Annotated in this window: 11 protein-coding genes; all 11 read right to left on the bottom strand. The window is 55.9% G+C overall.

The annotated features are described in order from the left end of the window. Positions 1-34: 34 nt before the first annotated feature. The 11 genes from ftsZ to AC13CN_RS09135 all read right to left on the bottom strand — a co-directional run bounded on the left by ftsZ (position 35) and on the right by AC13CN_RS09135 (position 13,686). Entirely contained in the window at positions 35-1,216 is a 1,182-nt protein-coding gene (ftsZ, locus tag AC13CN_RS09185; RefSeq protein ID WP_044629193.1) for a cell division protein FtsZ, read from the bottom strand. A 34-nt stretch (positions 1,217-1,250) separates the two neighbouring features. Continuing rightward, positions 1,251-2,540 (bottom strand): cell division protein FtsA, encoded by a 1,290-nt coding sequence (gene ftsA, locus AC13CN_RS09180; RefSeq protein WP_062360043.1) that lies wholly within the window; start codon positions 2,538-2,540, stop codon positions 1,251-1,253. A gap of 310 nt (positions 2,541-2,850) precedes the next feature. After that, complete coding sequence (locus AC13CN_RS09175) at positions 2,851-3,579, bottom strand: cell division protein FtsQ/DivIB (protein WP_062360042.1); 729 nt, start codon at positions 3,577-3,579, stop codon at positions 2,851-2,853. A 25-nt stretch (positions 3,580-3,604) separates the two neighbouring features. Next, positions 3,605-4,540, bottom strand: coding sequence for a D-alanine--D-alanine ligase (locus AC13CN_RS09170; RefSeq protein WP_062360040.1), 936 nt, complete (start codon positions 4,538-4,540; stop codon positions 3,605-3,607). After that, positions 4,537-5,985: a UDP-N-acetylmuramate--L-alanine ligase gene (gene murC / locus AC13CN_RS09165; RefSeq protein WP_153016728.1), complete on the bottom strand. Its 1,449-nt coding sequence runs from the start codon at positions 5,983-5,985 to the stop codon at positions 4,537-4,539. Before murC ends, AC13CN_RS09170 begins: the two co-directional genes overlap by 4 nt. A gap of 17 nt (positions 5,986-6,002) precedes the next feature. After that, positions 6,003-7,100, bottom strand: a complete 1,098-nt coding sequence (murG, locus tag AC13CN_RS09160; RefSeq protein WP_084354551.1) for an undecaprenyldiphospho-muramoylpentapeptide beta-N-acetylglucosaminyltransferase — start codon at positions 7,098-7,100, stop codon at positions 6,003-6,005. 18 nt (positions 7,101-7,118) lie between these two features. After that, positions 7,119-8,315, bottom strand: a complete 1,197-nt coding sequence (gene ftsW, locus AC13CN_RS09155) for a putative lipid II flippase FtsW (RefSeq protein ID WP_058577882.1) — start codon at positions 8,313-8,315, stop codon at positions 7,119-7,121. After that, positions 8,312-9,691, bottom strand: a complete 1,380-nt coding sequence (murD, locus tag AC13CN_RS09150) for a UDP-N-acetylmuramoyl-L-alanine--D-glutamate ligase (RefSeq protein ID WP_062360036.1) — start codon at positions 9,689-9,691, stop codon at positions 8,312-8,314. The genes ftsW and murD overlap by 4 nt, the downstream gene beginning before the upstream one ends. 57 nt (positions 9,692-9,748) lie before the next feature. After that, positions 9,749-10,831 carry a phospho-N-acetylmuramoyl-pentapeptide-transferase gene (gene mraY, locus AC13CN_RS09145; RefSeq protein ID WP_044629186.1) on the bottom strand — a complete coding sequence of 361 codons (1,083 nt, stop codon included), beginning with the start codon at positions 10,829-10,831 and terminating at the stop codon, positions 9,749-9,751. A gap of 9 nt (positions 10,832-10,840) precedes the next feature. After that, complete coding sequence (locus tag AC13CN_RS09140; protein ID WP_273681945.1) at positions 10,841-12,196, bottom strand: UDP-N-acetylmuramoyl-tripeptide--D-alanyl-D-alanine ligase; 1,356 nt, start codon at positions 12,194-12,196, stop codon at positions 10,841-10,843. Continuing rightward, entirely contained in the window at positions 12,196-13,686 is a 1,491-nt protein-coding gene (locus AC13CN_RS09135) for a UDP-N-acetylmuramoyl-L-alanyl-D-glutamate--2,6-diaminopimelate ligase (protein WP_044629184.1), read from the bottom strand. Before AC13CN_RS09135 ends, AC13CN_RS09140 begins: the two co-directional genes overlap by 1 nt. Positions 13,687-13,693 lie beyond the last annotated feature (7 nt).

Here is a 13,693-nt window from a genome sequence, read left to right as displayed (position 1 = left end):
TCGTTTGCTGCCTCAATGAGCCTGATAGCGCGGTTTAATCCGCCTGGCGGCGCAAAAATGCGGGGATATCGAGATAGTCATCAGCATCCGCTGAACGACGTTTTTCTGGACGCGGCTTTGGCGCTGCTTCCGGCGCTTCTGCGCGTGCAGCGGCCTGCTGACGCATGACCGTCGGCTGCTGCAGCTTGCGGTAGTCGGAAGAGGAGGTATCTGCCGCAGAGCGACGCGCAGGTTCGCGAGCCGCTGCTTTTGACTTGCTGCCATCTAGCCCTGCTGCCACTACCGTCACACGCAGCTCGTCGGACATTTCCATATCGATTGAAGTACCGACCACAATCGTCGCTTCTTGAGAGGCGAACTCTTGTACCGTCGCCCCCACATCGTTGAATTCACCAATGGAGAGATCCGGCCCAGCCGTGATATTGACCAGGATACCGCGAGCGCCATGTAGATCGATATCTTCCAGCAGCGGGCTGCGGATGGCTTTTTCTGCCGCCTCACGGGCACGGTTCTCACCCGTCGCGCCGCCTGTACCCATCATCGCCATGCCCATTTCGGACATCACGGTGCGTACGTCAGCAAAGTCGACGTTGATGATACCTGGGCTGGTGATCAGCTCTGCGATGCCCTGTACCGCGCCTAGAAGCACATCGTTAGCTGCGCTAAAAGCCGTCAATAGCGTAGCATTCTTGCCCAGCACCGATAGCAGCTTTTCATTGGGAATAGTGATCAAGGAATCAACGTGCTCAGAGAGCTCTTTCATGCCCTCTTCCGCAGCGCGCATACGCTTGGGCCCTTCAAACGGGAACGGACGCGTAACGACCGCAACAGTCAGAATACCCAACTCCTTAGCCACCTGAGCTACCACCGGGGCGCCGCCCGTGCCTGTACCACCACCCATACCGGCAGTAATAAAGACCATATCGGCGCCGTTTAACAGCTCAGCAATGCGCTCGCGATCTTCCAGCGCGGCTTGACGACCCACCTCTGGGTTAGCGCCAGCACCAAGACCCTTGGTGATTTCGCCACCTAGCTGCAGCACCGTTTTTGCGGATACACGTTTAAGTGCCTGAGCATCCGTATTGGCGCAGATAAATTCAACGCCTTCGATATTGCTCTCGACCATGTGGTTGACAGCATTACCGCCGCCGCCGCCAACACCGACTACTTTGATGACCGCACTGCTCGAGGGTGCGTTATCTACCAATTCGAACATAAGCCCCGTCTCCTGAACCGCGCTTGCGGCCCTATCAGAAATTTCCTTTGAACCAGCCTTTGATTCTTGCCAGCGCCGAATGGCCATCCTTGATATCACGCCGGGCTAACTCATTACGTCCTTTATGGGCCGCAACGACTCCCCCGTGGCTTTCTAGGCCTTGCCCATGACGAGTTTCCTGCAGTGCATAATGCAGTAAACCAACGCCGGTCGCATAGATAGGGTTGCGAACCACATCTGCCAAGCCTCTGACATTTTGCGGGCAGGCAATACGAACCGGCATATGGAAAATTTCTTCCGCCAGTTCGCTTACACCTTCCATGCGCGAGGTGCCGCCGGTGAGCACCACACCCGCAGCCACCATATCTTCATAGCCACTGCGACGTAATTCGTCTCTTACTAACGTAAAGAGTTCCTCGTAACGAGGTTCGACCACTTCCGCTAGCGCCTGACGCGATAGATCTCTGGCTGGGCGATCACCCACGCTAGGCACTTTAATCATCTCATCGCTTGCAGCAAGCTGGGTTAATGCGCAAGCGTATTTCACCTTGATTTCTTCAGCGTGCTGGGTCGGCGTTCGCAGTGCCATCGCGATGTCATTGGTGACTTGGTCACCTGCAATGGGGATCACCGCTGTATGGCGAATGGCACCTTCTGTGAAAATCGCCATATCGGTGGTACCACCACCGATATCCACCATACATACCCCGAGCTCACGCTCATCTTCAGTCAGCACAGCCATACTAGAGGCCAACTGTTCCAAAATAATGGCATCCACATCTAAACCGCAGCGCCGTACACACTTTTCAATGTTTTGCACAGCATTCTGGGCCGCCGTTACTAAGTGCACTTGTGCTTCAAGTCTTACCCCTGACATCCCCAGCGGCTCACGGATGCCGCCTTGGGTATCAATGGAAAACTCTTGAGGTAATACATGTAACACTCGCTGGCCTTCTGAAATCGCTCGTGCGCGGGCCGAGTCGATCACCCGTTCAATGTCTGAAGGTGTTACTTCACGCTCCTTAATCGCGACAACGCCGTCGGAATTCATGGAGCTAATATGGCTGCCCGCCACGCCCACATAAACCGAGTGGATGTCGCATCCTGCCATCAGTTCGGCTTCTTCCACCGCACGCTGAATGGACAGAACCGTTGACTCAATATTAATCACAACGCCGCGCTTCATACCGCGCGAGGGGTGGGAACCGATACCGGCAATCTCAATCCCCCCATCATCGGTGGGTTGACCGACTATCGCGACGACCTTGGACGTTCCGATGTCCAGCCCGACAACCATATTGGATGCGTTGGGTGAGCCTGCCATGAGTCGGTAAATCTCCTTGCCGTCATTTTAATAGGGTAGGTATTGCCAATTGGCATTAAAACACCAACGCAATAACCAATTTGCGTTTAATAACTTTAACTAGAACACTATCTAACCAAGCTAACCGCTGACAGGATAATAAAACTCATCCACATCACCGCTGGGGACATAGTATAGAAACAATAGTCGTAATACGACTAGCGCACACCCACGATAATTGGACTGGATAGCAATTTAAACCCCATTCATAGGTTTTTCGGCGTTGGCAACCACTCACATTTACCTACTTTTTGCACATTGCCACGAGCGGTTACTCATTGACCTCTTGCTGTTCACGCTCTTGAAAATCCGTTTCACCATGCCAAGCCACCGCAACACCATTAGGATAGCGTAAATCAATATAGCGGATATGCTCACTAAAGCTTGCAAGCTCGCGCTGCCAAGAAGCAGATAACCTTGCCAAACGCTCTCCATGCTGACGTCTACCTAGCATGACCCAGGCCCCGTCTCCCAGCTGTAAGCGCCAAGCACCGCGAGGCTCTAAGCGTAGCTGAGAAAGCGATAGCGACAAACTGGCAAAATGGGGAGTCAACCGCTGATAATACGCCAACACCTCTTCACTGTTGCCCGCTGGCCCTGAGAGGTCGGGCAACCCTTCAGGTGCATCTAACGGCGCAAATGCAAACGGCTCTCCTTCAGGATTAAGCAGGAAATCATCGTTCCAACGCGCTACAGGCACCTGCTCCACTAGCTCAAACACCAAAGCGTTAGGCCACTCGCGGGAAATTCGCACTTCATTCAGCCAGCCAATACGTAGCGCACGCTGGCGTAGCTCGCCTAGATCTGCCGATAGCCACGTTGCATCCTGCACAAGCGGCGCTAACTGCGTACGCAGGTAATCAGCACTAACGTACTCCCATTCGCCACGAATCGACACGCGCTCAATGGGACGATCAAGCCATAGCCACAGTGCACGGCCGCCCGCACCTAGTAGCAGCGCCAGCAGCACAACGCCCAGCCATGCGTTGCGTTTTTTCATAACGCTCCTATTGCCCAGCTACTCATTACGGCATGCTCGGCTGAACGGCGGTCTGTAAAATAAGCATGACCAACTGATCAAAGTCGATCCCGGCGTAGGCGGCTGCCTGCGGCACTAGGCTGTGGTCAGTCATGCCGGGCACGGTGTTAACCTCTATCAGCCAACACTTACCAGCTGCGTCACGCATTACATCAATACGCCCCCACCCTTCGCCACCTACCGCTAAAAAGGCCTCTTTACATAGTGCTGCCAGCGCTTGCTCATCCTGCTCAGACAAACCACAGGGCAGATGGTACTGCGTGGTGTTAGCAATGTACTTGGCTTCGTAGTCATAGAATCCACCCGGCACTTCAACGCGAATAGCGGGCAGCACGTCATCACCCAGGAGCGCGACCGTGTATTCATCCCCGATAATAAACCGCTCAGCCATTACCCGCGCATCAAACTTTGCGGCAGCCGTGTAGGCGGCTTTTAATTCATCCCGGCTTTTGACAATACTGATGCCCAAGGTGGAGCCTTCATGGACTGGCTTGACCACCATAGGCAGCCCAAGCTGGTTTACTACGGCCGCCCAATCAGCGTTTTCACTTAGCATGATGCTTTCAGGGGTAGGCAAGCCAACGGCCTGCCACACCTGTTTAGTGCGCTGTTTATCCATGCCCAATGCAGATGCCAGTACGCCGCTGCCGGTATAGGGCACGCCGAGCAGCTCTAACGCGCCCTGAAACGTGCCGTCTTCTCCACCACGCCCATGTAGCGCCACAAACACGGCGCTAGGCGCCAGACGCTCAAGCCCTGCTAGACCACCCTCTTTAGGGTCGTAGCCGAGCGCATCCACACCTTGACGTTTTAAAGCGGCAAGAATAGCGGCGCCGCTTTTCAGGGAAACATCCCGCTCAGCCGATGTGCCACCGTAAACCACTACGACGCGGTCTAGAGAACCGGTTTGCCCGCTGTTCATAGCGCCACCTCATCCATCTCAAGTTTTGCCTGAGCAAGGCGCAGCGAAATACCACCAACGTCCCCGGCCCCTTGAGTAATCAAAATATCTCCAGGCCGTAGCACATTATTCAACAAGGCAGGCAGCTCCTGCTTGTGCTCGACAAACAGCGGATCGACTTCACCACGCTGTCGAATAGAGCCCGCCAGCGTTTTCCCTTCGGCTCCCGGCAGCACGGCCTCACCTGCGCTGTATACATCCAGTAGCACCAGGGTATCCACCTGAGAAAGCACACGCACAAAATCCTCAAAAAGATCCCGCGTACGGCTATAACGGTGGGGTTGGTAAAGCATCACAAGGCGTCGATCAGGCCAACCTGCTCGCACCGCCTGGATTACCATATCGACTTCACGAGGATGGTGACCGTAGTCATCCACTAGCATGATATCGCCACCGCCGGAAGGTGCTGGAAAGTGTCCATGCACTTGAAAGCGTCGCCCTACCCCGGCGAACCCAGTTAGCCCGCGCTGGATCGCATCATCACTTACGCCTGCGTCAGTGGCCACAACGATAGCTGCCATCGCATTGAGGGCATTATGGCGGCCCGGCATAGCGAGCCGAATGGCCAGCGGTGCCGCATCACCAGGGCGCAGAGCGGTAAACGAGACTTCTCCCGCCTGTTGAGAAAAATCAACGATGCGGTAGTCGGCATCTTCATCAAAGCCGTAAGTGACAAACTGGCGTTTAACTTGGTCACACAGCCCACGCACATGAGGATCGTCAATACACAGCACCGCAAGACCATAAAACGGTAGATTGTGCAAAAATTCGATGAAAGTGCTTTTCAGGCGCTCAAAATCGCCGCCATAAGTCGCCATGTGGTCAGCATCGATATTGGTAACAATCGATACCATGGGCTGAAGGTGAAGGAACGAGGCATCGGATTCATCAGCTTCAGCGACTAAGTAATCACCTTCACCTAAACGAGCATTGGCGCCTGCGCTCGTCAGTTTTCCGCCAATCACAAAAGTAGGGTCCAGGCCACCCTCGGCCAATAGTGTTGCTGTCAAGCTAGTAGTGGTTGTTTTACCGTGAGTCCCCGCGACGGCAATACCGTGACGGAAGCGCATCAGTTCTGCCAGCATTTCGGCACGGCGCACTACCGGCACGCGGTGCTCATGTGCCCAGCGTATTTCAGGGTTGGTTTCATCGATTGCGCTGGAGACAACAACCACATCGGCCCCCTGCACATGCTCTTCAGCATGACCAATGGCCACGCTTACTCCGAACTGGCGCAGCCGCTCAACCACGGCGGAGGCTTTCATGTCGCTACCGCTAACTTGGTAGCCCTGGTTGGCTAATACTTCGGCAATACCGCACATGCCTGCACCACCGATACCTACAAAATGCAGCCGCTTAATACGACGCATACCGGGGCCAGTTGGGCGAGCCCCCTGCGGCGACATGTTAGTCACTGAATCGGTCACGCAGTTTCTCCTTGCTTCACTAATCCCAAACAGTCTGCTGCAAGACGCTCGGTGGCATCTAAATAAGCGACTTTGCGCGCTTTAGACGCCATTTCCGCCAGCCTGTCGGGATGAAGTAATTCGTCTAATAATTGAGTTAAGCGCTCAGGCGTGAGGGCTGATTGGATGACACACTGAGCCGCTCCCGCCTTCACCAGCACATCAGCATTGACTCGCTGATGGTCATCTACTGCATATGGAAATGGCACTAACAGCGCAGGCTTTGCCGCTGCAGCCAACTCGGCAACCGTTAACGCACCAGCGCGGCAAACCACAAGATCCGCCCATGAGTAGGCGGCCGCCATATCATCGATAAAGGGGCTAACATCGGCCACAATGCCAAGTTCTGTATATGCCTGGGCGGTGGCTACGTCGCGCTCTTTACCGGCTTGATGGCGCACATCCGGGCGCCGCTCTGGTGGTAGCGCGGCAAGCGCTGGCGGCAGGCGCTCATTTAGTGCTACAGCACCGAGCGAGCCACCCACAACCAGCAGCCTAAGCGGCCTATTAGACATCTCAGCCACCTGCTTAGGGCTCTCGCCTAGCGCCGCAATCTCTTCACGCACGGGGTTACCAATAACTACTGCACGACTGCCAAACGCATCCTCAAAGGCGGCGTAAGTACGCGTCGCCAAGCGCGAAAGCACTTTATTAGTGAGGCCTGCGACGGCATTCTGTTCATGAATGACCAGCGGCACACCCGATAGCCGCGCCGCCAGCCCACCCGGGCCACTGGCAAAGCCCCCCAGGCCGACCACAACATCAGGTTTAAAGCATTTAATGATGCGTCGCGCCTGCATCACCGCTCGGGAAAGATTGATGGGCGCTTTGCACCAGCCTGCCAGCCCTTTGCCCCTCAGCCCTTCAATGGCAATCGTGTGTAGCATAATACCAGCATTAGGCACTAGCCGATTTTCGATACCACGCGAGCTTCCCAGCCATTCAACGTCGACACCCTTGGCCTGTAAAGCATGCGCCAAAGAGAGCGCAGGAATAACGTGCCCACCGGTTCCCCCGGCCATAATCAATATCCGTCGACGCGAGTTCGTCGCCACAAACGACTCCTTGAATAATTACGATAAACGCGGTTCTCGGCGTGCTCGGTAGGGGGTGGGCGTACGCCTGGGGCGGTGCCGAGTCTCAGCATCCACACGCAGCAGTAGCCCAATCATCATGCCCGTCACCAACAGACTTGAGCCGCCATAGCTGATTAGCGGCAGAGTAAGCCCTTTTGTGGGCAGCAACCCAGAGCTTACGGCCATGTTAATGAACGCCTGAGCCGCCACAATAAACCCAATGCCGTAGCTAACGTAGGCGCCAAACAGATGCCCTGCCAGCTCCGCGCGGCGGCCGACCCACATGGCGCGTACAATAAATAGAGTAAACAGTAGCACCACTAAAATGGCACCAATCATCCCTAGCTCTTCGGCCACTACGGCAAAAATAAAGTCGGTGTGGGCTTCCGGCAGGTAGTGAAGCTTTTGAACGCTATTGCCAAGACCGGTACCTGTTACATGCCCACGACCAAACGCAATCAACGCCTGGGTTAACTGATAGCCGGTGGCAAATTGATCGGCCCAGGGGTCAAGAAAGCTTGTCCAGCGGGCCAAGCGGTAGGGCTCCATTACTACCATCATCACCGCCCCAACCCCCAGCACGCTTCCACTGCCGAGCAGTAAGGTCAGCGAGGCGCCACTCATCATTAACATGCCAATGACACACACGGCGTAAACCACCATGCCACCGAAATCTGGAGCTAAGAACAGCAGGCTCGCGGGCACGGCAAGCACGGCCAATGGCCGCCACATGGTAAACGCCCGCTGCCGCAGCTCGTAGGTAAAGCGCGACATAAATGCCGCCATGTAAAAAATAAGGCCCACTTTCGCCAGTTCCGACACCTGCAAACTCGGCAGCGGCCCAGGCAGTGAAATCCAACGCTTACTGCCGTTCACCTCTTGGCCAATAACTAGCACCACCACCAGCATAAAAATGCTGACGAGTAGAATAAGCGCTGCGTTCTGCCGCCACAGCTCCAAAGGCACGCATAACATAAAGAGGCAGGCAACAATAGCTAATAATAGAAAGATGCCGTGCTGACGGGAGTAGTGGTAGCTGTTTTCCAGCAGCCCCACCGACGCAGAGCTGACCATAATCCAGCCAAGCCCCGCCAACGCCACCACCGCAACAATCAGCCAGATATCACAAGGCAGGTGCTGGGTCGTTAAGGCAGCGCGCAGGCGCTGTACTCTACTGAGAGATTCATCGCTCATGGCGTCAACTCGCTGCGTTTGTGCTCAACCCAGTGACGAAAAGCGTCACCTCGTGCCTGATAGTTGGCGAATTGATCCAAACTGGCACAAGCGGGTGACAGCAGCACGCAATCACCGGGTTTGGCCATGGCGAAAGCAACCTCCATGGCTTGCGTTAAGTGTTCTACACGCTCAACCGGAATCGCCTCATTAAGCGCGTCGGCAAGGCGCGGCGCATCGGCCCCAAACACAATAGCAGTGCGAGCGCTATTCGCTAGCGGCGCAGCCAACGGAGAAAAATCCGCCCCCTTGCCAACGCCGCCTGCCAAAAGAAGCAGCTTTCCTTGCAGGGTGGCGCCAATCCCGTTGATGGCAGCCAGCGTCGCGCCCACATTGGTTCCTTTGGAATCATTGACCCAGCGAACGCCGTTTAGCTCGGCAATGGTTTCACTGCGGTGCGGCAAGCCTACAAACGCTTTTAGGGCACCGCACATACTGGCTTTATCAAAGCCTAATGCGCGCCCCATCGCCAGCGCCGCTAACGCATTGGCGTAATTATGCTGCCCAGTTATACGCAGCTCATCGGCTAACAGCCATGGCGTTTTGCCCTGCATTAGCCACCAATGGCCCTGTTGCTCGACCAGTCCCCACGCAGCATCACGGGGAGTATGCACCCCAAAGTGCTCGATATGCTCTAGCGGCTGATCCGGCCATGTTTGCGGATCGTCAGCATTCACCACGGCGTGCTCTGCGCCGATAAAAATACGCTGCTTGGCCTGTCGGTAGCCCTCTAGATCGCCGTGGCGATCTAGATGGTCATCGCAGAGATTTAAGAAGGCCGCCGAGGCCGCGCCTAAAGAGGGCGTGGTTTCCAACTGAAAGCTGGATAGCTCTAGGATGTATAGGTCGGCGTCTGGCTGTTGCGCCAGAAGATCAAGCGCGGGTGTACCTAGATTGCCGCCCACGGCGGCATTAATGCCAGATGCGGCAGCCATCTCGCCAAGTAGCGTCGTCACTGTGGACTTAGCATTGGAGCCCGTAATGGCCGCAATGGGTGCTTTCACGGCACGTTTGAACAGCGCGATTTCGCCTACCAGCATGGGCTCGCCAGTGGCAGGGTTATGGCGCTCAAGCAGCCCCTCCAAACCAGCCGTGCGAGGATCTACACCTGGGCTAATCACGACCTCGTAGGCCTGACAAAAATCTACAGCAGCCAGAGAGCCACAATGCACCTGAACATCCGGGTACGTTTGGCGAAAAGCCTCCACCCCTGGCGGCGCTTCACGGGTGTCAGCCACCATAAACGGCCTACCCAGCTGGGTAAGGTGGCGGCAAATCGCCTGACCAGAGAGCCCTAGCCCAACGACTACCGTAAATCCGTTTGGTACCTGCACCATGTGGCTCCTTCTGCCATACGCCAAAGGCGGCCTGTGCGCCGCCTACTGTTTCTTTGATTAACGAACTTTGAGCGTGGCCAAGCCTAGCAGCACAAGTACCACGGTAATAATCCAGAAGCGCACGATAACCCGCGGCTCTGGCCACCCTTTCAGCTCGTAGTGGTGATGTAGCGGTGCCATGCGGAAGATGCGGCGTCCAGTTAGTTTGTAGGAGCCTACCTGGAGGATCACCGAGACGGTTTCCAGTACAAAAATACCGCCCATGATAAAGAGCACGATCTCTTGACGGACAATGACCGCGACTACCCCTAACGCAGCCCCTAGGGCAAGGGCACCTACGTCGCCCATAAATACCTGGGCGGGATAGGTGTTAAACCATAAAAAGCCAAGACCGGCACCCGCGATGGTGGCACAAAATACTGCTAACTCGCCGGTGCCGTGGATAAAAGGGATATGCAGGTAGTTGGCAAACACCGCATTACCGCTGGCATAAGCAAATACAGAGAGCCCCATCGCCACCAGCACAGTGGGCATAATCGCCAAGCCATCCAAACCGTCGGTAAGGTTGACGGCGTTGGAGCTGCCGACGATGACGAAGTAGCTCAATACGATGTAGAACAAGCCCAACGACAGCGCAACGTCCTTGAACAGCGGAATGAGCAGACTGGTTTCGGCGGGCGTGGTGGCCGTGGCGTACAGAATGATGGCGGCTCCCAGGCCGACCACCGACTGCCAGAAATATTTCCAACGTGCAGGCAGGCCTCGTGGGTTCTTTTCAACCACTTTACGATAATCGTCGACCCACCCGATGGCGCCAAAGCCCAGCGTCACCAGCAGCACGATCCAGACGTAATAGTTGGTCAGGTCACCCCACAGCAAGGTGCTGATCGCAATCGCCAGCAGGATCATGGCGCCGCCCATGGTCGGCGTACCTGCTTTGGAAAGATGCGACTGTGGGCCGTCGTCGCGAACGGCCTGGCCAATCTGCCCTTCGACCAGGCGACGTATCACCCAGGGCCCCAGCCAAAGGCACAGCATCAGCGCGGTGAGCGCGGCGAGAATGACGCGCAGCGTCAAATAATTGAACACCTGAAACGCAGTTTGGAATTGAGCTAAAAAATTCGCCAAGTGAAGTAACATGAACGGCGCTTACCTTGTTTCATCCGCACGCAGCGCAGCAATGACCGTTTCCATGCCTGCACTACGTGACCCTTTCACCAGCAGAGTGGTGTTAGGCGGAAGAGTATTAATAACATGACGCACAAGCGTCTCGTGATCGTCAAAGTGTTGCCCGCGACCAAAGGCACTTGAAGCCGCGCGCGCCGCCTCGCCAAACGTTAATAACGTATCGATACCTAACGACGCGGCGTAGCGGCCAATCTCTGCATGTAAAGCTTGGGACTCGCTACCCAACTCACCCATTGCCCCGAGTGCACACCAGCGTGGCGCAGGGAAGCTAGCGAGCGCGTCCAAGGCAGCTTTAACCGCCCCTGGATTTGCATTGTAAGTGTCATCCAACAACGTTGCATTGCGTAACCCCGGCACTACGCTTAGCCGCCCCGAAAGCGAGGTTAAACAGCTTAATCCTGTCACGACGTGCTCTGGCGTTACTCCTAGCGCTAGCGCTGCTGCCGATGCGGCCAGGGCATTACTGACATTATGTTTGCCGATAAGCGGCAACTGCACTTCACCCATGATTTGGCCGTGCGCAACAAGCGTGAAAGCATACCGCCCCTGGGGGTCGCAGGAAAGTGCCCTCGCGTGAACGTCCGCATCGTCATGTAAGCCATAACTTACAATTTGCCGAGGGGCAGCACAGGCTGCCCATAAAGCGTAGTAGCGGTCATCCCTATTAATGACGGCAGTACCATGACCGCTAAGACCCGAGAAAATTTCACTCTTCGCCTGAGCAATTTGGCCCATGCCGCCAAACTCGCCCACATGAGCGCCAGTCACGTTAGTGATAATAGCGACCTGCGGTGCAGTGAGCTGGCTAGTCCAGGCGATCTCGCCTAAATGATTAGCGCCTAGCTCAATAACGCCCGCTTGATGTTCGCTCGATAAGCGCAGCAGGGTTAACGGCGCACCAATATCGTTATTCAAGTTGCCTGCTGTCGCCAGCACGCAACCTAGCGGTGCTAACAGCGCAGCAGTCATCTCTTTTACCGTGGTTTTACCGCTATTACCCGTCACCGCCACCAGCGGCAGGATAAAGCGCTGACGCCAAGCCCGCGCGACCAGCCCAAGTCCTAACCGCGTATCGGCGCACACCAACTGAGGTAGAGCGCTATCCACCTCACGCTCTACCAGGGCTGCTGCGGCCCCTTGCTCTTTGGCATGCTCTACAAACTCATGGCCATCAAAGCGCGGCCCTTTTAGCGCGATAAATAGACAGCCCGGCACAATTTTACGCGTGTCAGTCACTACCGCTGAAATGGGCAAGTTGGCGCTCTCAGCCGAGATATCGCAGCCAAGGGCGGCGGCTACTTCTACCAACGCCCACATCAGGGGGTTCCCCGTGTGGCAAGGGCGTGGAGCACCTGCTCGTCATCTTGATAAGGGTGGCGAACTCCGTCTATCTCTTGATAGGTTTCATGACCTTTTCCTGCAACGAGAATCACATCGTCAGGAGCGGCTTGATGAACCGCGTAAAGAATGGCTTGTCGGCGGTCACCTCTATCATCTACTGGCACACTACCGGCAAAGCCTGCGTGGATTTGCTGACGAATCTGCTCGGCAGACTCACTGCGTGGGTTGTCATCGGTGACGACCACGTGATCAGCCAGTTGCTCTGCTACTTTCGCCATTTCAGCGCGCTTCCCTGTATCCCGCTCACCGCCGCAGCCAAACAGGCACCATAGCTTGCCTTGACTGCCCAAATGGGCACGCAAAGCACCCAACGCACTCTGCAGTGCATCTGGCGTGTGGGCATAATCTACCACCACGCTAGGGGCGTTATCACCACCGTAGCAGGCCATGCGCCCCGGCACAGGAGAAAGCACTGCTGCTGCTTCAAAGATCGCATCCAGCGGCTCACCTAATCCGTAAAGTACGGCCATGGCAAGTAGTACATTATCCAGGTTGAAACGCCCCACGAGCCCTAGCCGCAGGACTTTTTCGCCTTCTGGGGTGGCTATCAGCGCCTGCTGCCCAAGGGCATGGGGCTGCCAATCTAAAACGCGCAGCGTCACTGCCTCATCGGTACCTGTCGCTAGTACGCGTACATCGCTATCGCAGCCCGCCAGCATCAACTTAGCGAGAGGATCATCACCATTGACCACCGCAAGAGATAGCTCGGTGCGTCTAAACAGCTTGGCTTTAGCGGCCGCGTAAGCCGCCATACTGCCGTGATAATCCAAATGATCTCGCGTCAGATTGGTGAAGACCGCGACGTTGACATCGACTGCGTCCAAACGCTGCTGATCTAACGCATGAGAAGAGGCTTCAAGCGCAACGCGCTTAACGCCCTGACGCGCTAGCTCACCTAGTGTTGCTTGCAGTGCCAACGGGCCTGGCGTGGTTAGACCGCTCTCAAGCAGCTTACCTGGCCGACCCACGCCCAGCGTCCCAATCACACCCGCTTGGGTGCCTAACTGCTCACTTAGCTCGGCCACATAGTGAGTCACCGAACTTTTGCCGTTCGTTCCCGTAACAGCAATGACCTCCAGACCACGAGGAACATCAAATAGCGCTCGACCTAATTCGCCTAGGCGTAGCGAAAGATGGGGGAGAAATAACACCCGTTCCTCTAGCCCTATGTCGCTATCCTTGGTGTGAGCCAGCACCAGCGAGGCACCCTTGGCCAGCGCTTGTTCGATATATTCGCGTCCATCGCGCTGACTACCAGGCACGGCCACGAACACGTCTCCAGCGGCCAGGGCGCGAGAATCCGTTCTTAAACTGAGCTGCTGAGGCAGGTCAGGCAATGCTGGCAGCTTGGCGCTGGGCCAGACGTGGTGCAACGCTTTCCATAACTGGTCTGGGCATATGGTCATGCCATCT

The organism is Vreelandella sp. L-25, assembly GCF_056857535.1.
This window is presented reverse-complemented; position numbering and strand designations above follow the sequence as displayed.

Coding starts and splice junctions, on each gene's coding strand:
- ftsZ (WP_044629193.1), bottom strand. CDS start 1,216: ATGTTCGAATTGGTAGATAACGCACCCTCGAGCAGTGCGGTCATCAAA.
- ftsA (WP_062360043.1), bottom strand. CDS start 2,540: ATGGCAGGCTCACCCAACGCATCCAATATGGTTGTCGGGCTGGACATC.
- AC13CN_RS09175 (WP_062360042.1), bottom strand. CDS start 3,579: ATGAAAAAACGCAACGCATGGCTGGGCGTTGTGCTGCTGGCGCTGCTA.
- AC13CN_RS09170 (WP_062360040.1), bottom strand. CDS start 4,540: ATGAACAGCGGGCAAACCGGTTCTCTAGACCGCGTCGTAGTGGTTTAC.
- murC (WP_153016728.1), bottom strand. CDS start 5,985: ATGTCGCCGCAGGGGGCTCGCCCAACTGGCCCCGGTATGCGTCGTATT.
- ftsW (WP_058577882.1), bottom strand. CDS start 8,315: ATGAGCGATGAATCTCTCAGTAGAGTACAGCGCCTGCGCGCTGCCTTA.
- murD (WP_062360036.1), bottom strand. CDS start 9,691: ATGGTGCAGGTACCAAACGGATTTACGGTAGTCGTTGGGCTAGGGCTC.
- mraY (WP_044629186.1), bottom strand. CDS start 10,831: ATGTTACTTCACTTGGCGAATTTTTTAGCTCAATTCCAAACTGCGTTT.
- AC13CN_RS09140 (WP_273681945.1), bottom strand. CDS start 12,196: ATGTGGGCGTTGGTAGAAGTAGCCGCCGCCCTTGGCTGCGATATCTCG.
- AC13CN_RS09135 (WP_044629184.1), bottom strand. CDS start 13,686: ATGACCATATGCCCAGACCAGTTATGGAAAGCGTTGCACCACGTCTGG.